Below are 21132 nucleotides of genomic sequence, written 5' to 3'. Positions count from 1 at the left end.
GGGGGCTCCTAGGCGGCGAGCTGGGTCATGAGGTGCTGCACGAGGGTGATCAGGGCCTCGGCCGACGAGCGTTCGTCACGCACGTCGCAGCGCACGATGGGCGTCTGCACCTCGAGGTTCAGTGCCTCGTGGACTTCTTCGAGGGCGTACTCGGCGCCGCCGTCGAAGCTGTTCACGGCGATGGTGTACGTCAGGCCGAAGGACTCGACGAGGTCCAGGACGGCGAAGCTCTCGTCGAGGCGCTCGGGGTCGACGAGGACGAGCGCGCCCAGCGCGCCGCGTGACAGGTCCTCCCACATCTCGGAGAACCGTTCCTGGCCGGGGGTGCCGAACAGATAGAGGACCAGGCTCTCGGAGAGCGTGAGGCGGCCGAAGTCCATCGCCACGGTGGTGGTCGTCTTGTTCGGGGTGCTCGACAGGTCGTCGAGGCCGACGCTCGCCACGGTGATCTGTTCCTCGGTCCGCAGCGGCTTGATCTCCGAGAGACTGCCGATGCACGTGGTCTTGCCCACGCCGAAGTGACCGACGATGAGGATCTTCACCGCCTGGGTGACAGTTGGATCGAGGTACACGCTCACGCTCCGAATTTCTTCTGCAGGCCGGTGAGGACAGCGCTGACGACGTCCATGTCCACCTGCTCGGCGGGCGGGACCGGCTTGCGGACGACGAGCAGGTCGGCCTCGGCCAGCTGGGCCAGCAGGATGCGTACGACGCCGACCGGCAGCCCGGTGTGCCCGGCGACCTCGGCCACGGACAGGAAGCCGTCCGCGACGAGGTCCATGACCGCGCGGGCCTCCGGGGACAGGGTGCGCAGGGCGGCCGCCGTCCCGTCGGCCGATGTCACCATCGCGGTGTGCTCGTACTCGTGCTCCGGGGGCAGGGCCCTCCCGTTCGTGATGACGAAGAGCGGCACGAGGTCGGACGTCACGACGGGGCCCGGATCGTTCGGCTCAGACATTCCCGGGTGTCCTGCCTGTCACGGCAGGGGCCGCGATCTTCGGCGCCACCTCGTGCAGCCGGGCCGTCAACGCCTCGATGTTGCAGTCGTGGTCGGCCGACGCCGCGAGCAGCACCCCGTCCCCGGCCGCGATGAGGAAGATCCAGCCGTGCTGGAACTCGATGGCCGTCTGCTGCCACACCGCGTTCGTGGGCGGCCCCGCGAACTGGGCGGTGGCCCGGCTGTTGGCGTGGATGCCGGTCATCGCGGCCGAGATCCGGTCGGCGAGGTCGCGCGGCAACCCGGTGGTGGCGCCGCGCGGCAGTCCGTCGGCGCCCAGGAGCAGCGCGTGGCGGGCGCCGTGCACATCGGCGAGCGCCGCGTCGAGGTCGGGCAGCACCTGGGCGGGCACCTCGCCCGACGCCACGGAGGGGCTGCGGTTCTGGCTGCTCTCCCCGTGCTGCACGCGGGGCGCGGACGTCATGTTGTGGCCGAGCCTGGCCACGAGGCGGTGCATGCGGAAGCTGATCTGCTGCATGTTCACGTCGCGCTCGGCGGCCGCCGCCAGATAGGCGCCCTGACCGGCGCCGATCAGGAAGATCCAGCCGTGCGAGAACTCGATGACGGTCTGCGTCCAGGCCGCGTTCGGCGCCGTCCCGATGAAGGGTGCCGTGGCCCGGCTGAGCGCCTGGATCCCTGACATGGCCGTGGAGATGGTGTGGACGTGCCCCTCGGCCAGACCGTCGGTCGACGCCCGGGGAAGTCCGTCGGCGGAGAGGAGTACGGCGTGCCGGGCTCCCGGCACGTTCCGCACGATGTCGTCGAGCATCCAGGAGAGGTCTGTGCTCACAGGTCATCAGACCCTTCGCCCTGCGCGGTCTCGCCGGCGCGGGCCTCGATGGCGCCGCGCTGGAAGGCGCCGAGCCCGCTGCTTGAGGCGCGTGGCGCGACCGGCGCGGTGTTCTCCGCCGGGAGCGGGGCACTGGCCGGGGCGGCCGAGGCGGCGGGCGCGGCCGGCGACTGCCGGGACGCGCGCTTGGGGAGTCCGTGCGCGGTGCGCTGCGGGGCCACCTCGGAGCGGGTCGGGCCCTGCTGCGCGGCGGCGGTGCGCGCGGGCTGCTGTGCCTGCGGGGCCGCGGCGGGCGCGGCCTTGGGGGTCGCCTCTTCCATGGTCCACAGTTCCTCGGGAAGTCGGACAACGGCCCGTACGCCGCCGTAGCGGGACACACCGGTGACGTCCACGTCGAATCCGTACTGGCGGGCGATGAGCCCGATCACCGGGAAGCCGAACTTCGGCTGCGTGCCCAGCTGGGAAAGGCGCGGCAGCTCGTCGCCGGACAGCAGGGCGGTGGCCCGCTGCCGGTCCTCGTCGCTCATGCTGACGCCGGCGTCGTCGATGATGATGCAGAGATTGCCCTGCACGCGCTGGAAGTTGACCTCGATCGGGGCGTCGTGCTGCGAGAAGCTCGCGGCGTTGTCGAGCAGTTCGGCCACGGCGAGCGCGACCGGCGCGACGGCGGAGGCCTTCAGGGCCAGGCCGGTCTGCTGCATGATCGAGACGCGCTGGAAGTTGCGGATCTGCGCCTGGGCGCTGCGTACGACGTCGTAGACGCTGGCGGGCCGGTTGCGGCGGCCCAGCGGGGCCCCGCACATCACGGCGATGCCCTGCGCCTTGCGCGCCATCTGGGCGTTCGCGTGCGAGACGTCCAAGAGGTCGCTCAGCACCTCGTGGCCGCCGTACTTGCGCTGCACGGTGTCCAGCAGCGCAGTCTGCTCCGCCGCGAGGCTCTGGAGGAGGCTCGCCGCGCCCTTGAGCACGGACTTCGTACGGTCCTCAGCGGCTCCGCGCGCCTCCGCGATGACACTGTCCCGCTCGGTCAGCAGCGAGTTCAACTCGGCTTGTTTCGCGGCGAGTTGCTGACTCGCCTGACTCAACTGCTGTCGCGACTCGGCCTCCGCGTGGCGCCTGTTCGCGGCCAGCGCTCGGGTGCGGGCAGTGAGTACAACGACAGCGGCGACGGATATCAGCGCAATCGCACCCAGGATCCACACAAGTGCGTGTGTCATTGACGCCTCTCTTGGCACGGGCAGGAAATCCGGCGACCCGTACCCCCGCTCTCGTCCGGCGGCCCACTGTCAAGGCGGCGCGCGGGACGAGTTGATCAAGATCGCCGCCGGGATGCTATCAGGGCCATGTCACATCAACCCGCCACCCCCGCAACGCCGTTGAAGCCACAACCTCCACCCCTCCTCGCAGCCGATTCTTACCGGCCATGGAGGCACCAATTCCGGCCAGAACGCCACCACTCAGGCCCCGAAATCCGGCCCGCCCACCCCAAACAGGCACCTCGACAACTTTCACTGGAACTCCACAAAATCGCGCACGCGCGCCGGGAGGACACCATGCTGAAGCAGGTCGCTGAGGGAGTGCTCGTCCACCAGAGCGCCCTCCTCCAGAACAACACGGTGGTCGTCCAGGGCGGCGACGGCGCCCTCCTGGTGGACCCCGGCATCACGAACGCCGAACTGACCTGCCTGGCGGACGACCTGCGCGAGCTCGGCCTGCCGGTGACGGCGGCCTTCGCGACACACCCCGACTGGGACCACGCCCTGTGGCACCCCGCCCTCGGCGAGGCACCCCGCTACGGCACGGCGCGCTGCGCGGCGGAACTCAAGGAGCTTCGGGCGCAGCCGGACTGGCGGACGCGGCTGGCCGACGGACTGCCCCCGGAGATCGCGGACGACACTCCCCTGGACGCCTTCGGCCTCGTCACGGGCCTGCCCGCGGGCGCCGCACACCTCCCGTGGAACGGCCCCGCCATCCGCGTCATCGAACACCCGGCACACGCCCCCGGCCACGCGGCACTGCTGATCGAGCCGAGCCGCGTCCTCGTCGCGGGCGACATGCTGTCCGACGTCCTCATCCCCATGCTCGACGACTCCGCGGACCCGATCGAGGACTACCTCCTGGGCCTGCGCCGCTTGGAGGAGGCGACGGCGGGGATCGACATCGCCGCCGCCGTACCCGGCCACGGCTCGGTCTGCGGCCCCGACGAGCTGCGCACACGCATCGCCCAGGACCGCTCCTACGTCCATGCCCTCCGCGAGGGCCGAAACCCCGCCGCCGACCCGCGCCTCGGAGCGTCGGCGCGGCCGGGGTGGGAGTGGGTGGACGACCTGCACGAGGGCCAGGTCCGGAAGGTGGCTCGGCTGGGCGACACATAACGGCCTTGCCACCGGCTGGCGGTCACCGCCAGAGTCTGCGTCCATGATCGCTCAGATAGTGACGCTCGCCGGTGTCCTCATCGGCGCCCTGACCTCGTTCCTGGCCACTACCGTGGCCGAACGCACCCGCCATCGACGGGCGATGGCGACCCGCTGGGACGAGCGCAAGCTCACCACGTACATCGAGTACGCGGCATGCGTGAAGGAGATCTCCAGCACGGCCAAGCGCGCCCGCCAGGCGGCGGACGACTCGGACGAGCGCCGTGAGCACCTCGCCGCCATGGAGGCGGCCGAGTTGAGGCGCAGCGTCCTGTTCGAGACCCTCGTCCTCCTGGCCTCCCCCGCCGCGATCCGCTCCGCCCACGAGGTCAACCGCGTCCTGTGGCAGGAGGAGAACAGCGCACGGGCCGGCGCCGCCGCCGTGGACGAGCCAGGACACACCCTCATCGACCTGATCAACCGGTACCACGAGCAGGCGAGGGCGGATCTGGGCGTGCCGCACGGCATCTGACGGGGCGTCGGGCGGCACGCCCCCAGGCCCCGCCCCCACGCCCCCGTCAGTTGAGGTCGCTGCTGTACCGCCGGCTCTGGTCGCACACGGCCCCGACGCCGATGAACAGCGCCCCCGCGAGGAACAGCAGCGACACACCCCACGTCGCATGGGACGGCGACGCCTGCACGATGGCGAAGGCCGCGACGGGCGCCAGGCCGCCGGAGAACGCGCCGCCCACCTCGCGTCCGGTGCCGAGCCCGGTCCCGCGCACCGCGGGCGGGAACTGGCGGGCGAGGAAGGCGCCTTGTGCGGAGAGCAGCGCGGGCACGGTGATGCCGGTGGCCAGGGTGAGCCCGAGCCAGATCAGCCAGTTGTTGCGGGTGTCCAGGAGCCAGAAGAACGGGAAGGCCAGCGCCGCGGTGGCGACCGCGCTGAGGACGACGACCTTCTTCGAACCGATGGCGTCGCTCAGCCGTCCGGCCAGCGGCACCGTCACGAGTGAGCAGCAGCTCGCGATGCTGATGCCCAGCGCGCCGACACTGGCCGACACCCCCTGGAAGTCGGTGAGGTAGGACAGCGAGAAGGTCTTGAAGGTGTAGCTGACGCCGTTGTAGCCGATGGTGATGGCCATGACGACGGCGAGGCCCCGCCAGTCCGTCCGGAACAGCTGGATGAGCGGGTTCTTCTTCCGCGCGGGGCGGACGCGCTCCTCCTGCGTCAGCTCCTTGAACGCCGGTGTCTCGGGGAGGTTGCGACGCACCCACAGGCCGATGCCGACGAGGAGGAAGCTCAGGACGAACGGGATCCGCCAGCCGTAGCTGTAGAGGAAGTCGTCGTTCATGCTGGTGAGCGCGGCGACGGTGAGCGACGAGGCGAGCAGGCCCACGTTCACCCCGAGCGCGGGCCAGGAGCCCTGCCGCCCGCGCGACTTCGCGTCCGCGTGCTCGTAGGCGACGGCGATCGCGCCGCCGAACTCGGCGCCCGCGCCCAGCCCCTGGAGCAGGCGCAGCACGATGAGGAGGACCGGAGCCATGACGCCGATCGAGGCGTAGCCCGGGAGCAGGCCGATGCAGGCGGAGGACGCTCCCATCAGGGTGAAGGTCAGCGACAGCACCTTCTTGCGGCCGAGCCGGTCGCCCATCATCCCGAACACGATGCCGCCGACGGGGCGGGCGAAGAAACCGACCGCGAAGGTGCCGAGCGCGGCCATGGTGGCCAGGGCGGGCTCCCCGGCGGGGAAGAACACCTTCCCGAACACCAGGGCCGCCATCGAGGCGTAGAGATAGAAGTCGAACCACTCCATCGCGGAGCCCGCGATGACGGCCGAGCGCACGCCTTTCGGCGCCCGCGAGGCGGTGGCGCGCTCTTCGTCGAGCGTACGTGCCATGTCCCTCTTCTTTCGGTGCCGAGCCGGACGCGGACCGCGCGATGTGGCGCGCGTCGGGGCTCGGAGGAGTGGGATGCCTTGAACAGTGAGTTCTTATATACGAACCATCACTCGGATATGCGAAGGCTAGGCGAGCGCGAAAGTGGGCGTCAAGGAGTCGGCACCGCGCAATCCCGGGCACACGAAGACGCCGGGGCGCACGGGCGCCCCGGCGAGGGAGGAGGTGGGAGGCGGCGCCTGCTAGCGGTCGCCGAGCCGCGCCGCCGCCGCGGACGCCGCCCCGGTGAGCGCGTCCGCGATGGCGGGAAGGTGGTCCGCGATGCGCTGAGTGGGGCCGGCGACCGAGATGACACCACGTACCGCGCCCTGGACGACGATCGGCCGGGCGGCCGCGCTGACGTCGGGCAGCGTCTCGCCCCTGTTGAACGCCACGCCTTCGGCGCGTACGGCGGCGAGTTCGTCGAGCGCGGCACCGCGTGCGTCGTCGTCGGGCAGCGCGGCGCGCAGATACGCCTCGCGCTGCGCGCCCGTGCGGTACGCCAGGATCACCTTGCCCGCGCTCGGCGGATACAGCGGGCGGCGCACACGGATGGGCGCCGAGTACCGGATCAGCTGCTGCGATTCGGCGGAGGCCAGGTACACGACGGAGTCACCCACCGCCACGCCGAGCATCGCGGTCTCCTGGAACCGGTCCCGCAGCGCGTCGAGGCTGGGCTGCGCCGCCCCTGCCACGTCGAGGGAGGGCTGCGACAGCAGGTTCGCGAGCGCGGGCCCGAGGGTGTAGACGCCGTGCTCCTCGACCAGGTACCCCGTCGACACCAACCCCTTGACCAGCCCGAAGACCGACGACTTCGGGGCGTCGAGAGCGGTGGAGAGCTCGTGCATACGAGCACCGTCCCGCTGCGCGACGATCTCGAGGATGTCGGTCACCCGGCTCACGGTCCGGTGCGCCTTGGCGACGGTCTCGGCCACGACGGCCCTCCCTCTCGGTTCGTATCTACGAACCCTATCCGGCGCCGGAGCTCCCGGTCGACTCTTGACCGGCCGCATCCGCACGCCTACGTTGATCGTATCTGCGAACGCGATGACGCAAATACGAACGGACATCGTCATGCACACCGAGACGCCCGCCGAGCCGGACACCGCACCGCTCGCCGAGATCACTCAACGCGGCCTGTACTTCGAGGAACTGGAACCCGGCGTGCGCTACGCCCACCGGCCGGGCCGCACCATCGGCGAAGCCGACAACACGTTCTTCACCACCCTGACCATGAACCCCCAGAGCCTGCATCTGGACGAACACGCCGCGGCCGAAACGGAGTTCGGCGGGCGGCTGGTCAACAGCCTGCTCACGCTCTCCACCGTGGTGGGGCTCAGCGTCGGCCAGCTCACCCAGGGGACGACGGTCGCCAACCTGGGCTTCGAGCACGTCGCCTTCCCCGCCCCCGTGTTCCACGGCGACACGCTCTACGCCGAAACCGAGGTCGTCGCCAAGCGCGCCTCCGCCTCGCGCCCAGGCGACGGCGTGGTCACGTTCGAGCACCGGGGCCGCAATCAGCGCGGCGAACTCGTGGCCGTCGTACGGCGCGTGGCCCTGATGCGACGCGCACCGGTCGACACGCCTCCAGGGGACGGTCGATGAGCGAGGTCAAGGGCCCCGCCCTGCTGTTCTGCCCCGGTGACCGGCCCGACCGATTCGCCAAGGCCGCCGACCGCGCCGACAGCATCGTTCTCGACCTGGAGGACGCCGTCGCCCCCGAGGACAAGGCCCGCGCCCGCCGGTCGGTCGTCGAGGCCCTCCCCCGCCTCGACCCGGCACACACCTTCGTACGGATCAACGCACTCGACACACGATGGGGCGAGGACGACCTCGCGGCGCTGCCCGCGCACACCATGGTCATGCTCCCCAAGGCCGCCTCCGCCGCCGATGTCCACGCCTGCGCGCCGCGCCGCGTCCTCGCGCTGTGCGAGACCGCGGCCGGAGTGCTCGCCGCCGAGACACTCGCCCGCGCCGACAACTGCGCCGGCCTCATGTGGGGCGGCGAGGACCTCGTCGCCGACCTCGGCGGACGGTCGAGCCGCGGTCCTGGCGGTGGCTACCGCGGGGTGGTGCTGCACGCGCGCGCCCAGGTGCTGCTCGCGGCGACCGCCGCGGGCAAGTACGCCGTCGACGCCGTGCACCTCGACATCCCCGATCTCGACGGCCTCGCGGTCGAGGCCGAGGACGCGGCGGCCGTCGGCTTCCGCGCGAAGGCCTGCATCCACCCCAGCCACGTGCCGGCCATCCGCGCGGCGTTCGCCCCCACCGAGGCCGAGACCCGCTGGGCGCGCGAGGTGCTGGCGGCGGCCGAGAGCCAGGGAGCCGTCTTCCGGTACGAGGGCCGCATGGTCGACGCCCCCGTACTGGCCCACGCCCGCTCGCTGCTCGCCGCCTCGGCCCCCGGCAGCGCCGACCACCCCGCGAGTCACCACACAAGGAAGTGACAGTGCCATGGACTTCGAACTGACCGCAGAGCAGCAGGACATCCAGGCGGGAGTGCGCGACCTGGCACGGTCCTTCACTCCCGACTACTGGGCCCAGCAGGACCAACGCGCCGAATTCCCCTGGGAGTTCTACGAGGCGTTCGCCAAGGCGGGCTGGCTCGGCATCGCCGTCCCCGAGGAGTACGGGGGCGGTGGCCTGGGTGTCCTCGAGGCCGCGCTCCTCCTGGAGGAGGTGGCGGCATCCGGGGCGGGCATGAACGGGTGCAGCACCATGCACCTGACCATCTTCGGTCTCAACGTCCTGGCCAAGCACGGCAGCGAACAGCTGCGCCGCGACGTCCTGCCGCACGCCGTCACCGGCGACCTGCACGTGTGCTTCGGTGTCACGGAACCCGACGCGGGCACCGACACCACCCGGGTGTCGACCTTCGCCCGCCGGGACGGCGACCACTACGTCATCGACGGCCGCAAGATCTGGATCACCAAGGCCGGTGACTCGCAGAAGATGGTGCTACTGGCCCGCACCACACCCCGCGACGAGGTCGCCAAGCCGACCGACGGGCTCTCCGTCTTCCTCGTCGACATCGACCGCACCGCCATGGACATCCGGCCGATCCCCAAGATGGGGCGGAACGCGGTCGCCTCCAACGAGATCTTCATCGACGGCCTGCGGGTGCCCGCCACCGCCCGCATCGGCGAGGAGGGCCAAGGGTTCCGCTACCTCCTCGACGGCCTCAACCCGGAGCGGATCCTGCTCGCCCACGAAGCGCTCGGCATCGGCCGCGCCGCCCTCGACGTGGCGACCCGGTACGCCAAGGACCGCGTCGTCTTCGACCGCCCCATCGGCCGCAACCAGGGCATCGCCTTCCCGCTCGCCGAGGCCCTCACCCGCCTGGACGCCGCCCGCCTCATGGCCCGCAACGCCGCCTGGCGCTACGACCAGGGACAGCACTGCGCCCGCGAGGCGAACATGGCGAAGTGGCTGTGTGCCGACGCCGGTTTCCAGGCCGCCGACGCCTCCGTCCAGACACTGGGCGGCATGGGGTACGCGAAGGAGTACCACGTCGAGCGGTACTTCCGGGAGTCACGCCTGATGCGGCTCGCCCCCGTCAGCCAGGAGATGGTTCTCAACTACGTCGCCCAGCACGTGCTCGGTCTGCCGAGGTCCTACTGATGGCCGCGCCCGAACCCGCAGCCGAGACCGCGCACGGCGCGCTGGCCGGGCTCAAGGTCCTCGACCTCTCCCGCGTCCTCGCAGGGCCGCTGTGCACGCAGATGCTCGCCGACCACGGAGCCACCGTCGTGAAGGTGGAATCCCCGTCCGGCGACGACACCCGCCGCTGGGGTCCGCCGTTCCTCACGGACGACACCAGCGCGTACTACGCGAACGTCAACCGCGGAAAGCAGAACATCGTCGTCGACCTGGCCACCGACCGGGGCCGCGCCGTCCTGGCCGCCCTCATGTCCGACGCCGACGTGCTGGTGGAGAACTTCAAGGCCGGCACCCTCGCCGCCTGGGGCTACCCGGACGAGGTGATCCGCGAGCGCTGGCCCGCGCTGATCCACTGCCGCATCACCGGCTTCGGCACCGAAGGCCCGCTCGGCGGACTGCCCGGATACGACGCCGTGCTCCAGGCGTACGGCGGCCTGATGAGCGTCAACGGCGAGCGGGAGGGCCCACCGCTGCGCATCGGCGTCCCGGTCGTCGACCAGGTCACCGGCATCCTCGCCTTCTCCGGGATCCTGCTCGCCCTCCACGAGCGACAGCGCTCGGGACGCGGTCAGCTCGTCGACAGCACGCTCCTCGACACCGTCGTCAGCCTGCTCCACCCGCATTCGGCGTCATGGCTCGCCGACGGCCGCGTCCCGACCCGCACCGGCTCTGCGCACCCCACCATCGCCCCGTACGAGAACTTCGCCACGCGCGACGGCCTGTTCTTCATCGGCGCGGGAAACGACCGCCAATTCGCCTCGCTCGCCGCGGTGTTGGGCGAGCCGTCCCTCGCCGCCGACCCGCGCTTCGCGACCAACCCGGACCGCGTGCGCAACGTGGCGGAACTGCGGGCGATCCTCGCCGAGCGCATCGCGGTCCGCCACCGCGCCGAACTCTCCGAGCAACTCCTCGCCAGGGGCGTACCGGCGTCCCCCGTCCACGACATCGCCGAGGCACTGACGGCGCCGCAGGTACGCCACCGCGAACTGGTCGTCGAACAGGACGGCTACCGGGGCATCGGAGTGCCCGTCAAGCTGAGCCGCACCCCGGGCCGCCCCGCCGCCCCGCCGAGCCCGCCGGGCGCCGACACCAGAGCCGTACTGGCCGCGGCCGGCTGGACGGCCGAGGAGATCGCGGAGGCGCTGGAGGGAGGGGCGGTGACGGCACGGGACGACGACGCATCACATGCAGCACGCACGCCGAACTCGTAGACACACCAAGCCGGTTGAGGTCGTGTGCGCCTGGCGCCTGGTCAGCCTCCCCCGGCATGCCCGATCGCCCGCGTGTCAGGGCCGATCAACTGTGCCATGTGTTTTCTGATGCTGAGGACCACCGAGCGGTCCGCGATGCGGGAGTCGGGGAGGGCGGAGCCGAGGGCCATTTCGAAGCGGTTGACGTCGGCGAGTCTGCGGAGCCACACCGCGAGGATCAGGTTGTAGCGGCTCGGTGAGGTGAACGCGAGGCGGACCTCGGGGACGGTGGCGAGGGACGTGCGGACCGTTTCGATGGTGCGGGCCGAGGCCTCGACGAAGTACCACGTGTAGACGGGCCAGCCCGACACCTCGCGGGCGAGGTCGGTGCGGAAGTGCAGGTCGCCGTTGCGCCTCAGCGTGGCCAGGGCGTCGGCGACCCGCTGGGTCGAGAAGCCGTGGCGCTCGGCGATGGTCGTGACGGGGACCCGGCCGTCGCGCCACACCTCGGTTTGGCCGCGCTCGTCCTGACGGGCCTCGGCGCCGCCCGGCTCACGCGGGGCCGCCTGCCCGCGATCGTCGTCGTCATCACGCTGGGCGCGCTCGCCACCTCGCCCGTCTCCCCCATCGCCGACCGGCTGGCCTCCGTCGGCGAGAGCGTCGACATCCTCACCGTCATCACGATGCTCCTCACCGTCGCGGGCCTGAGCCTCGGCAAGGACCTTCCGATGCTGCGGAAGATCGGCTGGCGCATCCTTCCCGTCGGCACGACGGCGATCATCGCCTCCTTCCTCCTGTCGGCCGTCGCGGCGGAGTTCGCGCTGGGCCTGTGGGGGTGAAGGGGGAAACAGACCCCGCCGGCAGGGGAACGGCCTTCCCCCTGCCGGCGGTCTCGACCACGGCCGCACCACGTGCGACCCTGCGCCGTGGAACGTGTCGACACCGTCGGGCAGTGCCTCGGCGGTCAACTGAACAGCGGAGCAGGGGATTCGGGGCGCATGGCTGCGGTTCTGAGCACGGAGTGGGACAGCGTACGGCAGCGTGCCAGGCTGAGCGCCGACGCGAGCGGGGCCGGGGTGCCGCTGGAACGGCCGTCGGCGCGGCAGCGGGCCGAACTGCTCGGCCGGCTGCGCTGGGAGGTCATTCAGGGCGGCTCGCTCTTCCTCGTCTACCCGCAGCTCCTCGACGGCGCGGCCTTCGCCGACCTGCGCCCCGCCGAGCTCCTGGACGAACTCGCCGTCCGCGCGATCGACGGAGGCGCGGCGCTCCCGCTCCGGGTGAACGCCCGCGGCGCCGACCTGGCCGGGCAGTTGATCGGGATGCTGACGACCGGCTTCGTCTTCTACTCCCTGCCGCTGCCGGAGAGCCAATGCCTGCTCCTGCACCGGGAGTTGAGCGCCCGCTCCGACCGCGAATCGGCCGCCGAACTCCTCGCGGCCGAGGGCCCGGCGGGCGCGGCCGACCGGCTGCTCGCCGCGACGGGTGTGCTCGACGCGCCCCTCCGGCGGCGCACGGTCGCCCGCTGGCGCCACTGGCTGGACGCCGCCGACAGCGGACTGCTGCGGGTCTCCTCCCTCACCCCCGCCGACTACCCGGCCGCGTACGCCCTGTGCCCGCCGCCCCGACCGGACGCCCTGTCAAGCACCGCAGGCCGTGCGGAACTTGAGGCCTGGACCAGCGGCCGGTACGACAGGAACGGCCTGCCCAACCGCAGCCTCCTGCACGAGAACCTCGACCCGCTCCTGCGCTCGGGGGACGCCGCGGAACGGGCGGACGCGCAGATGCTGCGCGAGTCCTTCGACGAGACGTACTACCGGGCCATCGCGATCAGCGAGGGCTGCGCGCTCGGGCTCTCCTCGCCCCGCCGCGGCCTGCTGCGCCGCGAGACCACCGGACTGCCGGCGTCTACCCGCGTGGTCCTCTTCCCCACCCGTTTCGAACTGCGGCTCGGTCTGATGACGGCGGCGGAGTGGCAGCGCTTCACGGACGAGGCCGCCGACGCGCTGACCGGATGGTGGCGACGGCAGGACCTGGCGGCGCTGCAGGAGGTGGGCGATCTGCTCGCGGGCCGTACGAAGGAGCCGGCGTCCGGCGGCGAGGACGAGGTGCCCGTGACACGCCTCCAGCGCTTCGTCAGGCAGGCGAGCGGCGCCACCGCGCAGATGGTGGCGGGCGGCGGGATGAGCGCGGCGACCGGAATCCTGGGCGGCGGATTGCCGGGAGCGTTCGCCGCGGGCGCGGGCGGCGCGCTGGCACCCATGCTGGTGGCGGCGGTGACGGCCGGGGTGAACCGCCTGGGCTCGTTCCGCGGACGGTACGACGTGATCGAACTTCCGTCGCCATAGCTGTACGCCCCGTGGCCCGCATAGCCTACGAGTACCCATTGCCCTGCTACGTACGGCGACCAACGGCGAGTACGTTGCCCCGATCGACACCGGAGGTCCCCATGGACGCCGAGACACCTCGCGCGGAGTCCCGGAGGGCGTACGTCGACTCCGACGGCGGCCGCTGGTGCGAGGTCCACCTCGACACCTACCGGTCGCCGTCCGGCACGGAGACCGTGCTGCACCGGGTGCGTGTCGGTGGCGGCCGTCCGGGAGTCGTGGTGCTGGCACGCCGCGGCGACGACGTCCTCCTGGTCCGGCAGTGGCGGCCCACGCTGGGCCGTTGGGCGTGGGAGCTGCCCCGTGGTTTCGGCGAGAGCGATCCCGTCTCCGACGCACTCCGCGAACTCCAGGAGGAGGCGGGCGTGACCGGCACCGACGCGACGGTCATCGCCCATCTGGACGTGGATTCCGGCATGTTGGAGAGCGAGGTGACGGTGGTCGAGGTCCGGGTCCCCGACGACGCCACGCCGCACGCCGACGCGGCGGGCGACGGCGAGGTGGCCGCCGCACGGTGGTGGACCCCGTCGGACCTCGCGAAGGCGATCCGCGAGGGCACGCTGCGGGACGGGTTCACGCTGGCTGCGCTGGGGGCGGCGGGGGCCGCGGCGGGAGGCTGAGCGTGGCGGCGCACGCCACAGATGCCGCCCGCCACGCCACGCCCCCCCTCCTCCGCCCTCGACTGGAGATAACTCCATGACACTCGCGCGCACCTGTATCGCCGTTCCAGCGACCCTGGCGAGCGTCGTCGCACTGTCCGGCTGCTCCCTCGTGTGGAACTGCACCGACACGACGGCGAAGCGCGGCAAGGCCGCGGCCGAGGTGCGGATCGTGGACACGTCCGAGCGGCCGACCGGCGCCACCGCCGAGATCGTCGACTGGCGGCTCGAACCGCACCCGCAGACGCCGGCCGAGGGCGACCAGGTCCACTTCCGCGTCCGGTTCGGTGGAGCGTACGCATTCGCCTCCCCCAACGTCGGTCCCGCCGTGGACAGCTGCGCGGTGGACGAGAAGCGTGTGGCGCTCGGGTGCCGGACGGTCCATTCCAGCGAGGCGTTCGGGCCGGCCGACGCTCTCACGGCCGACCCCTATCTCGCCGTCGACCACCCGGAACGCGTCGCGAAGGTCCTGCTGATCCCCAACGACCAGTCCTACAACGGGCGGACCTGCGACGAGGACCTCAAGGACGGCGGCGGCCACCACCCACCCGAATCACCCTCCGTGGGCGACCAGTTGTAGGCACCGGGCCGCAGGAACCGAACCGGTCAGGCGTTGTACCCGCCGTGCGCGTCCAGCACCGCCCCCGTGACGTACGACGCGGCAGGGCTCGCCAAGAAGGCGATCGCCTCGGCGATTTCTTCGGGGCGGCCCTTGCGCTGCAGGGCGAGCGAACTGAGCAGCGCCTTGAGTGTGTCGGGGTCCGGGGCGTCCATGCCACCCTCCATCAGGCCCGCCTCCACGACGTTCGCCGTGATGTTCCGCGGCCCGAGGTCCCGCGCGGCGCCCATGGTGAACCTCTCGACCCCCGCCTTGGTCGCCGAGTAGTCGGCGAGGCCCGGGACGCCGACCCGGGAGCCGAGACCCGAACTCACCGTGACGATGCGGCCGCCCTCGCGCAGTACCCGGGACGCGGCGCGGATGATGGCGATGACGCCGAGGTAGTTGGTGGCGTGCACCCGGTCGACCGCGGTGGTGTCGGTGTCCGGGTCGTCGACCGTGCGCCCAATCCCGATCGCCGCGTTGTTGATCAGGATGTCCAGGCCGCCGAAGCGCGCGACGACGTCGTCGATCAGCGCCGGGGCCCCGCTCGTGTCCGCCTGGTCGGAGCGGAAGGCGACGACCTTCACCCCGGTCCGCTCCTGCACCTCCTCGACGACGGCCCGCGCCCGGTCCTCGGAGCTGACGTAGGTGAAGGCGACGTCGGCACCGCGTTCCGCGAGGAGTCGTACGGTCGCGGCCCCCAGTCCGCGCGTACCTCCGGTGACCAGGGCGACCTTGCCCTCAAGCGGCTTGCTCATTGTTCCCACCTCGTTGCGTGACATGAGGTCTCGACCGACCTCACTGCTGTTCGCTCGTTCGTCGTAACGCTAATTGTTACGACCGACAGACGCAACCATTTCTGTTACGACTGCGGCCGTCGTAACATGAAGCGTTGCGGCAGAGAGGAGGCCGAGGGTTCATGAGCGCCAACAGCAGGCTGACCCTTGCCGCCCACGCGCTGGCCTGGATCGGCCTCTACCAGCGCCAGGGCCACGACGTCGCCACCTCCGAGCAGATCGCGTCCAGCGCGAACACCAACCCCGTGGTCGTCCGGCGCCTGCTGAGCGAACTGCGCGCCGCCGGGCTCGTGGAGTCACGCCGAGGCGCGGGCGCGGGCTGGACGCTGGCGCGCGAACTGAAGTCGATGAACCTGCTCGACGTGTACGAGGCCGTGGAGACCGGCCCCCTCTTCGCGATGCACCGGGCCACCCCCGACCAGGACTGCGTGGTGGGCCACGGCATCCAGCCGACGATGCGGGGCATCTACGACGGCATCGAGGACACCTTGAGGAACGAACTCTCCCGCGTCACCCTCGAGGACGTCCTCCAGGACGTCCTGGCGACACCTCGTTAGCCGCTGGAGCCGGAGTCATCGACTCGCCCCGGAACGACTCTCCTGCCCCGCGCCCACGGTGAACGTCTCGCCCGATGCGGGCACTCCGACGTCGCGCCAGGTGAACGGGAGCCCGCCCGCCGTGTCCGGGTCGGGGCCGTCCATGAGCTGGAAGTGCACATGCGGCTCAGTGGAGTTGCCGGAGTTTCCGCAGCGGGCCAGCACCTGTCCGGCGGCGACCCGGTCACCGGGCCCGACCTCGAGCGAGCCCTGCTGGACGTGCGCGTACAGGGCGTACGTCCCCTCCCCCAGGTCGAGGACGACGTGGTTGCCCACGACCCGGCGGCTCCCTCCGAGTGTCCGGCCGATCCCCTCGACGAGCCAGAAGTACAGCACCCCCAGGAGGGAGCTGCGGCTCAGGTGGTCGCGCTGGCCGTCCTCGGCGCGCACGACGGTGGCATCGGCGACGGCACGCAGGGGTTCCCCGAAGGCGGGGTACTCGCGGCCACGGCGGGCCGGGGGCCAGAACCACACGGGAGCCGGCCGGGGCGGCCCCTCCGTCGGCTCGGCCACGATGTCGATGGCGTACGTCTGGGCGAGGTTGTGCGTGCCGTGGCTCGGGACCTTGTCCGCCGGGCTGTTGACGGCCGACCACCTGCCGACCACCGGAGGGGCGACCTCGATCGGCGCCGGGGGCCGGGACTTGATCCGCTCACGGGCGGCGCGCGAGGCCACCAGACCGATCGCGATCGCGCCGATCGCGGGCAGCCAGCTCACCCCGTAGCCGTACGGCAGCTCCGTGAAGAATCCGACGACGATCTGCACGAAGAAGACGAGCCAGAGCCCGTGCTGGACCCGGGCGGCGAGCTTGCGACGGCCTTCGGACATGGTTCCCCCTGGTGCGGTCGGTGGTCAGGTCACGGGGCGCGCGGCGGTGAGGAGGACGAGCAGGGGCACCACGCGGCCCGCGGGGACCTCGTAGCGCCCGCGGTCCGGCGTGTGGAGCCAGCCCGCGCCGGTCAGTTGTCGCAGGTGGTGGTAGATCTGGCCCGTCGTGCCGATGTCCGCGAGGGCGGCCAGCTCGGCCGCCGTGCGCACGCCGCCCAGGATTTCGCGCAACAGCCTGAGGCGTACGGGGTTGCCGAGCGCGGCGAACGACTCGGCCGCCTGCTGCCAGTCACAGTCGTCGTCGAACAGCGCCTCCGTGAGCTGCCCGTACTGCCATTCGTAGCGGTGCCCGGTGGGCACCCGGACCGCTCCGGTGAACATGACGGCGCCGTCCGCGTCCCGCGTGACCGGGTGACGCTCCTTCAGCGCGTCCAGGGCCCAGAAGTCGCCCTCACCCACGGGTGGCGCGGCGGGCCCCCCGCTCTCCAACTCCGCCATGCGCCGCTCGAGCTCGGCCACGCGCTCTTCCAACCCCATACAACGAGATTACGTAATTACGTAATCTCGCGCAATGGTCCTCGCGGTCCGGCAGGATGGGGTCGTGCCGTACATCCCCGCAGGGCTCGTCGTGCTCGTCGGCCCGCCCGCCTCCGGCAAGACGAGCTTCGTTCGGGCGCTGATCGAGAGCGGGCGGATCGACGCGGATGCCGTGGTGTCCAGCGACGAGATCCGCGCGGAGTTCTTCGGCACCTCACCCGTGGAGGCGGTGTCCGACGCGGCGGACGCCCGGATCTTCGAGGAACGCGACCGCAGGATCGCCGCCAGGCTCGCCGCCGGGCGCAGCGCGGTCGCCGAGTCGACGAACGTCACGCCTCGGGCCCGCGAGCGGCTCGTCGCCGTCGCCCGCCGTTTCGACGCCCCGGTGACCATGCTGCGCTTCGTCCCGGAGGTCGCCGACCTGCTCCAGCAGTACACCGAGCGGGGCCGCACCGACCTCACCGCCGCGGACGTCCGCGCCTACGCCGAGGCCATGGCCCGGGACGCCGGTAGCGACCGGCTCCGCGCCGAGGGCGCGATCGCCGTGCACGACGTGCCCGGCCGCCGCGAAGCGACCACGCCCGCCGAAGCGGCCGCGCTCTTCTCCTTCGCCTGACGAACCACCCCGCTCACGCCCGCTCGCGGACCCCCGCGAGGAGCACGGCGACCATGCGCCTGGCGTCGTCCCGGCCGTAGTCGGGTCCGGTGATGCAGAGGTTCCCGACGGCGCGCATGAGCGTGTACGCGGTGACGGTGTCAGGGGCGATCTCGTCGGCGGCGACGCACGCCTCGAGGAGCGTCCCGCACGCCGGGACGAGCGTGCCGAGCATGAGGTCGTGGAGGTTCTCGAGGCCGGGGTCGTCGGAGCCGAGGGCCGCGCCGAGGCCGTGCTTCGTCACGAGGAAGTCCACGAACGCGTCCACCCAGCCCGTCAGCGCGGCGAACGGTGACTCCGACTCCTCCAGGAGCCGCGGCGCCAGCGCCGCGCACGTGTCGATCTGATGCCGGAAGACGGAGGTGACGAGGTCGGCGCGTGTCGGGAAGTGCCGGTAGATCGTGCCGACGCCGACGCCCGCGCGCTCCGCGATGTCCCGGATGGGCGCCTGCACCCCCTGCTCGACGAACACCTCCGCGGCGGCCGCCAGCACACCCTCACGGGTGCGCCGAGCCTGCGCCTGACGTACTCCCACCTGCTCGGGCACAGGCCCTCCTTTACTCGCGGAACAATGTTCCGCTAAATTGACGGAACGGCGTTCCGTCAATCTACGGCAGCGCCGCCTCTCAGAGAAAGCGCAGGTCTCCCATGCCCTTCCGCAACCTCGATCAGCGAATCCTCTCGGTCAAGCCCCTCACGGTGCCCGCGCCCGGCCGCGACATCGACCTGCAGGTGAAGGTCACCGCGCCGGTGTCGGGCGACGGGCTGCCCGTCATCGTGTTCTCCCACGGCAACGCGTGGTCCCTTGACGGCTACGAGCCCCTCGTCGACCGGTGGGCCGCCGCAGGGTTCGTCGTCGCGCAGCCGACCCACCTGGATTCCCGTGGCAACGGCTTGAGCTGGGACGATCCCCGATTCAGCACCATCTGGCGGGTCCGTATCTCCGATCTTCACGCGGTCGTGGACCACCTCGCCGACACCCTTCGGCAGGCCGGCGACCTGGAGCGCCGCGCCGACCTCACGCGCGTCGCGGTCGTGGGCCACTCCTGGGGCGCGCAGACCGCGGGCACGCTCCTCGGGGCGCGGGTGCTCGACGCCGACGGCGTGCCCGGCGAGGACTTCTCCCACCCCGCGGTCTCGGCCGGCGCGCTGATCGCCGCGGCCGGGAACGGTGACACCCTCACCCCGTTCGCCGCGGAGCATCTGCCGTTCATGCGACCGGACTTCACGACCATGACCACCCCGGCCCTGGTCGTCGCGGGCGGCAAGGACCAGTCCCAGCTCTCCACCCGGGGCCCCGACTGGTTCACCGACGCGTACCACCTCGCCCCGTCCCCGAAGACCCTCCTCACCGTCACCGACGGCGAACACACCATGGGCGGCGTCGCGGGCGAGGCGGTCGCCGAGACGACGGACGAGAACCCGACCCGCGTAACCCTGGTGGCCGACGCGATATCGGCCTACCTGCTGGACACCCTCAAGCTCGACACCACGCCATGGTCCGCCCTCCAGCAGACCGCTGCGGATGCCGACGGCGCGTGGAGCATCTCGGCCAAGTGATACCGGCCGGCGGCGGCTCGATAGGCTGGCCTCCCATGGAACTTTGGGGAGCACAGCTCTATGGAAACCCGTGCCGGGACTGCGGATTCGACTGGTCACTGACTCCCGGCGAAGCCGTGGAACAGGTCAGGCGCCTGCACGCGCGGTACGCCGATCAGGCCAGGGGTCGCCGGGGCGACGAACGGCATCCGGACCTCGCCTGGAACGTCTCGGCCTACGTCAGTCACGTCACCGACAACCTGCGCACGTGGGCGGAGCGCCTGGCAGGGGCGAGGATCGCCGGCATACGTCAGGTGCCGGGATACGACCAGGATCTGCTGGCACAGGCCCGTCACTACAACGACGTGTCCCTGGCCGGTGCGCTGTGGTCGCTGCAGCGTGCGGCCGATGCCTGGGTGGAGTCGGTGTCCGCGGCGCTGGACGAGGACGTGACACTCGAGCACGCCGACCGCGGTGTGCAGCGCGCCGAGGACGTGGCGCGCAACAACTCCCACGACGCGGCGCACCACGCGTGGGACATCGAGCGCATCCTCACGTACGTCGGTGGCTCAACTGGCAGCTGAGGGCTGGTGGTTGAGCGGGCGGCGCCGCGGCTCGCGAGGGCGACGGTTCTCGCGAGCCGCGGCGTTCAGGCGTCAGATCTGCGGCGCCTTCACGACCTTGCCCGACGGGGCCTTCGCCGAGACCGGGGTGCCGAAGTCGGACCAGGTGATGGTCTGGTCGCCCGTGCCGTTGCTGTACGGGGCCACCTGCTTCAGCAGGTACGGCTTGCCCGTGGTGGCGATGCTGTACGTGGCCTGCTTGCCCGGGGCCGTGCCCTTGGCGACGACCGTGGCCACCGGCTGACCGTCGACCTCGCCGTCGGCGCCCTTCGTGAACTTCAGCGAGCTCTTCTCCTGCTTGCCGAACTGTTCGCCGTGGCAATAGCTGGCGAACACCTTCGTGGCCCCGTCGGTCGGCGAACCGTGCATCCACTGGTCGGCCGGGACGGTGCTGCCGTTCTTCTTCAGCCAGGAGGCGAACTTCGCGTCGACCTTGCCCCAGACGTCGTCGCCCTTGCGGATGACGTCAAAGCCGCCCATGCCGATCAGTTCGACCTTGCCGACGCACTCCGTGGCGGACAGCCGCAGGTCGGACTTGGCGTCCGAGCGCGACATGACCTCGTGGACTGAGCCCGCGGCGGCCTTCGTCTCCATGCCCTTGGTGCGCAGTTCGACGGCGGAGAGCTTCTCGGCGCCGTTCGGCTTCGCGTCCGCCTGGGCCGGCTTGTCCGCGGCGGTCGACGCCTTGCTGTCGGAGGCGCCGTCGGCCTTGTCGCCGTCGTTGCAGGCGGTCAGCGACAGCAGGGCCGCGGCGCAGGCGAGCGCGGTGGCGGCGCGGCGGGCGGTCAGGACGCGCGCGCCGGCCTGCGTGTTGACGTGCGTGTTGACGTGCGTGGTCTTCATCAGATCCCCGTGATTCCCCGTAGTTCCCCGTGTGTGCATGCCGTTGTCGACGTGCACCGTCGGCGGCACACGTCTTTCTTGGCATGCACATCTAATCAGGCGTCGAGTGACGCCCCGTGGGCGGGGGGTGACACCTCGTAG

The 21132-nt window shown here is 71.5% G+C and carries 26 protein-coding genes; 14 read left to right on the top strand and 12 right to left on the bottom strand.

Annotated elements, in window-relative coordinates; translation table 11 throughout:
* Positions 1 to 8: 8 nt before the first annotated feature.
* From ACTWJ8_RS34325 to ACTWJ8_RS34310, 4 genes are read right to left on the bottom strand one after another with little or no spacing between them, the layout of a single operon-like run.
* On the bottom strand, positions 9 to 572 hold the full coding sequence (locus tag ACTWJ8_RS34325) for a GTP-binding protein (RefSeq protein ID WP_356373862.1): 564 nt from the start codon (positions 570 to 572) through the stop codon (positions 9 to 11).
* Between the two features lie 2 nt (positions 573 to 574).
* Positions 575 to 958 (bottom strand): DUF742 domain-containing protein, encoded by a 384-nt coding sequence (locus ACTWJ8_RS34320; RefSeq protein WP_356373365.1) that lies wholly within the window; start codon positions 956 to 958, stop codon positions 575 to 577.
* Positions 951 to 1766 carry a roadblock/LC7 domain-containing protein gene (locus tag ACTWJ8_RS34315; RefSeq protein WP_443265083.1) on the bottom strand — a complete coding sequence of 272 codons (816 nt, stop codon included), beginning with the start codon at positions 1764 to 1766 and terminating at the stop codon, positions 951 to 953. Before ACTWJ8_RS34315 ends, ACTWJ8_RS34320 begins: the two co-directional genes overlap by 8 nt.
* Positions 1767 to 1783: 17 nt before the next feature.
* Positions 1784 to 3004: an ATP-binding protein gene (locus ACTWJ8_RS34310; protein ID WP_443261424.1), complete on the bottom strand. Its 1221-nt coding sequence runs from the start codon at positions 3002 to 3004 to the stop codon at positions 1784 to 1786.
* Positions 3005 to 3340: 336 nt separating this feature from the next.
* Between ACTWJ8_RS34310 and ACTWJ8_RS34305 the strand changes: the two genes are divergently transcribed.
* Together ACTWJ8_RS34305 and ACTWJ8_RS34300 are read left to right on the top strand one after the other, a co-directional pair.
* Positions 3341 to 4162, top strand: coding sequence for an MBL fold metallo-hydrolase (locus ACTWJ8_RS34305; protein WP_443261423.1), 822 nt, complete (start codon positions 3341 to 3343; stop codon positions 4160 to 4162).
* Between the two features lie 43 nt (positions 4163 to 4205).
* A complete protein-coding gene (locus tag ACTWJ8_RS34300) occupies positions 4206 to 4673 on the top strand; it encodes a hypothetical protein (protein WP_443261422.1) in 468 nt (155 codons plus the stop codon).
* Positions 4674 to 4719: 46 nt separating this feature from the next.
* Here ACTWJ8_RS34300 and ACTWJ8_RS34295 read toward each other — a convergent pair whose 3' ends face one another.
* A complete protein-coding gene (locus tag ACTWJ8_RS34295; RefSeq protein WP_356373369.1) occupies positions 4720 to 6042 on the bottom strand; it encodes an MFS transporter in 1323 nt (440 codons plus the stop codon).
* Between the two features lie 240 nt (positions 6043 to 6282).
* On the bottom strand, positions 6283 to 7014 hold the full coding sequence (locus ACTWJ8_RS34290; RefSeq protein WP_443261421.1) for an IclR family transcriptional regulator: 732 nt from the start codon (positions 7012 to 7014) through the stop codon (positions 6283 to 6285).
* A gap of 112 nt (positions 7015 to 7126) precedes the next feature.
* Here ACTWJ8_RS34290 and ACTWJ8_RS34285 point away from each other — a divergent pair, with 112 nt between their 5' ends.
* The 4 genes from ACTWJ8_RS34285 to ACTWJ8_RS34270 are packed head-to-tail and all read left to right on the top strand — an operon-like array spanning position 7127 to position 10950.
* Complete coding sequence (locus ACTWJ8_RS34285) at positions 7127 to 7684, top strand: MaoC family dehydratase (RefSeq protein WP_356373371.1); 558 nt, start codon at positions 7127 to 7129, stop codon at positions 7682 to 7684.
* Positions 7681 to 8526 carry an HpcH/HpaI aldolase/citrate lyase family protein gene (locus ACTWJ8_RS34280; protein ID WP_443261420.1) on the top strand — a complete coding sequence of 282 codons (846 nt, stop codon included), beginning with the start codon at positions 7681 to 7683 and terminating at the stop codon, positions 8524 to 8526. Before ACTWJ8_RS34285 ends, ACTWJ8_RS34280 begins: the two co-directional genes overlap by 4 nt.
* A gap of 7 nt (positions 8527 to 8533) precedes the next feature.
* A complete protein-coding gene (locus ACTWJ8_RS34275; RefSeq protein WP_356373373.1) occupies positions 8534 to 9700 on the top strand; it encodes an acyl-CoA dehydrogenase family protein in 1167 nt (388 codons plus the stop codon).
* Positions 9700 to 10950 carry a CaiB/BaiF CoA transferase family protein gene (locus ACTWJ8_RS34270; protein ID WP_443261419.1) on the top strand — a complete coding sequence of 417 codons (1251 nt, stop codon included), beginning with the start codon at positions 9700 to 9702 and terminating at the stop codon, positions 10948 to 10950. The genes ACTWJ8_RS34275 and ACTWJ8_RS34270 overlap by 1 nt, the downstream gene beginning before the upstream one ends.
* Before the next feature lie 41 nt (positions 10951 to 10991).
* Here the strand turns inward: ACTWJ8_RS34270 and ACTWJ8_RS34265 are convergent, their stop codons facing one another.
* Complete coding sequence (locus ACTWJ8_RS34265) at positions 10992 to 11435, bottom strand: Lrp/AsnC family transcriptional regulator (protein WP_356373375.1); 444 nt, start codon at positions 11433 to 11435, stop codon at positions 10992 to 10994.
* Between the two features lie 6 nt (positions 11436 to 11441).
* Here ACTWJ8_RS34265 and ACTWJ8_RS34260 point away from each other — a divergent pair, with 6 nt between their 5' ends.
* From ACTWJ8_RS34260 to ACTWJ8_RS34245, 4 genes are all read left to right on the top strand, one after another.
* Positions 11442 to 11768 (top strand): hypothetical protein, encoded by a 327-nt coding sequence (locus ACTWJ8_RS34260; RefSeq protein WP_356373376.1) that lies wholly within the window; start codon positions 11442 to 11444, stop codon positions 11766 to 11768.
* Positions 11769 to 11927: 159 nt separating this feature from the next.
* Complete coding sequence (locus ACTWJ8_RS34255; RefSeq protein WP_356373377.1) at positions 11928 to 13274, top strand: hypothetical protein; 1347 nt, start codon at positions 11928 to 11930, stop codon at positions 13272 to 13274.
* 101 nt (positions 13275 to 13375) lie between these two features.
* The gene (locus tag ACTWJ8_RS34250; protein ID WP_356373378.1) at positions 13376 to 13933 is read left to right on the top strand and encodes an NUDIX hydrolase; all 558 of its coding nucleotides are present in this window, start codon (positions 13376 to 13378) and stop codon (positions 13931 to 13933) included.
* A 76-nt stretch (positions 13934 to 14009) separates the two neighbouring features.
* Positions 14010 to 14552, top strand: a complete 543-nt coding sequence (locus ACTWJ8_RS34245) for a hypothetical protein (protein WP_443261418.1) — start codon at positions 14010 to 14012, stop codon at positions 14550 to 14552.
* Positions 14553 to 14578: 26 nt separating this feature from the next.
* Here the strand turns inward: ACTWJ8_RS34245 and ACTWJ8_RS34240 are convergent, their stop codons facing one another.
* Positions 14579 to 15331 carry an SDR family NAD(P)-dependent oxidoreductase gene (locus ACTWJ8_RS34240; protein WP_356373380.1) on the bottom strand — a complete coding sequence of 251 codons (753 nt, stop codon included), beginning with the start codon at positions 15329 to 15331 and terminating at the stop codon, positions 14579 to 14581.
* Positions 15332 to 15492: 161 nt separating this feature from the next.
* Between ACTWJ8_RS34240 and ACTWJ8_RS34235 the strand changes: the two genes are divergently transcribed.
* Entirely contained in the window at positions 15493 to 15927 is a 435-nt protein-coding gene (locus tag ACTWJ8_RS34235) for an Rrf2 family transcriptional regulator (protein WP_356373381.1), read from the top strand.
* Between the two features lie 15 nt (positions 15928 to 15942).
* On the opposite strand, the gene ACTWJ8_RS34230 is transcribed toward ACTWJ8_RS34235, so the two are convergent.
* Positions 15943 to 16794 (bottom strand): M23 family metallopeptidase, encoded by an 852-nt coding sequence (locus ACTWJ8_RS34230; protein ID WP_356373382.1) that lies wholly within the window; start codon positions 16792 to 16794, stop codon positions 15943 to 15945.
* Between the two features lie 24 nt (positions 16795 to 16818).
* Positions 16819 to 17331: an ArsR/SmtB family transcription factor gene (locus ACTWJ8_RS34225; protein ID WP_356373383.1), complete on the bottom strand. Its 513-nt coding sequence runs from the start codon at positions 17329 to 17331 to the stop codon at positions 16819 to 16821.
* A gap of 64 nt (positions 17332 to 17395) precedes the next feature.
* On the opposite strand from ACTWJ8_RS34225, the gene ACTWJ8_RS34220 reads away from it, so the two are divergent.
* Complete coding sequence (locus tag ACTWJ8_RS34220; protein ID WP_356373384.1) at positions 17396 to 17947, top strand: ATP-binding protein; 552 nt, start codon at positions 17396 to 17398, stop codon at positions 17945 to 17947.
* A 13-nt stretch (positions 17948 to 17960) separates the two neighbouring features.
* On the opposite strand, the gene ACTWJ8_RS34215 is transcribed toward ACTWJ8_RS34220, so the two are convergent.
* Complete coding sequence (locus tag ACTWJ8_RS34215; protein WP_356373385.1) at positions 17961 to 18533, bottom strand: TetR/AcrR family transcriptional regulator; 573 nt, start codon at positions 18531 to 18533, stop codon at positions 17961 to 17963.
* Between the two features lie 101 nt (positions 18534 to 18634).
* On the opposite strand from ACTWJ8_RS34215, the gene ACTWJ8_RS34210 reads away from it, so the two are divergent.
* The gene (locus tag ACTWJ8_RS34210; protein WP_443261416.1) at positions 18635 to 19546 is read left to right on the top strand and encodes an alpha/beta hydrolase family protein; all 912 of its coding nucleotides are present in this window, start codon (positions 18635 to 18637) and stop codon (positions 19544 to 19546) included.
* Between the two features lie 116 nt (positions 19547 to 19662).
* Positions 19663 to 20109: a hypothetical protein gene (locus ACTWJ8_RS34205; protein ID WP_443261415.1), complete on the top strand. Its 447-nt coding sequence runs from the start codon at positions 19663 to 19665 to the stop codon at positions 20107 to 20109.
* Positions 20110 to 20181: 72 nt separating this feature from the next.
* Here the strand turns inward: ACTWJ8_RS34205 and ACTWJ8_RS34200 are convergent, their stop codons facing one another.
* Positions 20182 to 20991 carry a hypothetical protein gene (locus tag ACTWJ8_RS34200; RefSeq protein WP_443261414.1) on the bottom strand — a complete coding sequence of 270 codons (810 nt, stop codon included), beginning with the start codon at positions 20989 to 20991 and terminating at the stop codon, positions 20182 to 20184.
* Positions 20992 to 21132: the final 141 nt, after the last annotated feature.

The organism is Streptomyces sp. SDT5-1 (genome assembly GCF_052245995.1).
Classification (GTDB): domain Bacteria; phylum Actinomycetota; class Actinomycetes; order Streptomycetales; family Streptomycetaceae; genus Streptomyces.
The sequence above is the reverse complement of the archived record's forward strand: the minus strand, read 5'-3'. Positions and strand labels throughout refer to the sequence as shown.

What these genes read in the sequence shown, in the direction of transcription:
- ACTWJ8_RS34300 (WP_443261422.1), top strand. Translation starts at nt 4,206, where the DNA reads ATGATCGCTCAGATAGTGACGCTCGCCGGTGTCCTCATCGGCGCCCTG.
- ACTWJ8_RS34255 (WP_356373377.1), top strand. Translation starts at nt 11,928, where the DNA reads ATGGCTGCGGTTCTGAGCACGGAGTGGGACAGCGTACGGCAGCGTGCC.
- ACTWJ8_RS34245 (WP_443261418.1), top strand. Translation starts at nt 14,010, where the DNA reads ATGACACTCGCGCGCACCTGTATCGCCGTTCCAGCGACCCTGGCGAGC.
- ACTWJ8_RS34225 (WP_356373383.1), bottom strand. Translation starts at nt 17,331, where the DNA reads ATGGGGTTGGAAGAGCGCGTGGCCGAGCTCGAGCGGCGCATGGCGGAG.
- ACTWJ8_RS34270 (WP_443261419.1), top strand. Translation starts at nt 9,700, where the DNA reads ATGGCCGCGCCCGAACCCGCAGCCGAGACCGCGCACGGCGCGCTGGCC.
- ACTWJ8_RS34230 (WP_356373382.1), bottom strand. Translation starts at nt 16,794, where the DNA reads ATGTCCGAAGGCCGTCGCAAGCTCGCCGCCCGGGTCCAGCACGGGCTC.
- ACTWJ8_RS34275 (WP_356373373.1), top strand. Translation starts at nt 8,534, where the DNA reads ATGGACTTCGAACTGACCGCAGAGCAGCAGGACATCCAGGCGGGAGTG.
- ACTWJ8_RS34310 (WP_443261424.1), bottom strand. Translation starts at nt 3,004, where the DNA reads ATGACACACGCACTTGTGTGGATCCTGGGTGCGATTGCGCTGATATCC.
- ACTWJ8_RS34320 (WP_356373365.1), bottom strand. Translation starts at nt 958, where the DNA reads ATGTCTGAGCCGAACGATCCGGGCCCCGTCGTGACGTCCGACCTCGTG.
- ACTWJ8_RS34295 (WP_356373369.1), bottom strand. Translation starts at nt 6,042, where the DNA reads ATGGCACGTACGCTCGACGAAGAGCGCGCCACCGCCTCGCGGGCGCCG.
- ACTWJ8_RS34315 (WP_443265083.1), bottom strand. Translation starts at nt 1,766, where the DNA reads ATGCTCGACGACATCGTGCGGAACGTGCCGGGAGCCCGGCACGCCGTA.
- ACTWJ8_RS34285 (WP_356373371.1), top strand. Translation starts at nt 7,127, where the DNA reads ATGACGCAAATACGAACGGACATCGTCATGCACACCGAGACGCCCGCC.
- ACTWJ8_RS34200 (WP_443261414.1), bottom strand. Translation starts at nt 20,991, where the DNA reads ATGAAGACCACGCACGTCAACACGCACGTCAACACGCAGGCCGGCGCG.
- ACTWJ8_RS34210 (WP_443261416.1), top strand. Translation starts at nt 18,635, where the DNA reads ATGCCCTTCCGCAACCTCGATCAGCGAATCCTCTCGGTCAAGCCCCTC.
- ACTWJ8_RS34305 (WP_443261423.1), top strand. Translation starts at nt 3,341, where the DNA reads ATGCTGAAGCAGGTCGCTGAGGGAGTGCTCGTCCACCAGAGCGCCCTC.
- ACTWJ8_RS34235 (WP_356373381.1), top strand. Translation starts at nt 15,493, where the DNA reads ATGAGCGCCAACAGCAGGCTGACCCTTGCCGCCCACGCGCTGGCCTGG.
- ACTWJ8_RS34280 (WP_443261420.1), top strand. Translation starts at nt 7,681, where the DNA reads ATGAGCGAGGTCAAGGGCCCCGCCCTGCTGTTCTGCCCCGGTGACCGG.
- ACTWJ8_RS34240 (WP_356373380.1), bottom strand. Translation starts at nt 15,331, where the DNA reads ATGAGCAAGCCGCTTGAGGGCAAGGTCGCCCTGGTCACCGGAGGTACG.
- ACTWJ8_RS34250 (WP_356373378.1), top strand. Translation starts at nt 13,376, where the DNA reads ATGGACGCCGAGACACCTCGCGCGGAGTCCCGGAGGGCGTACGTCGAC.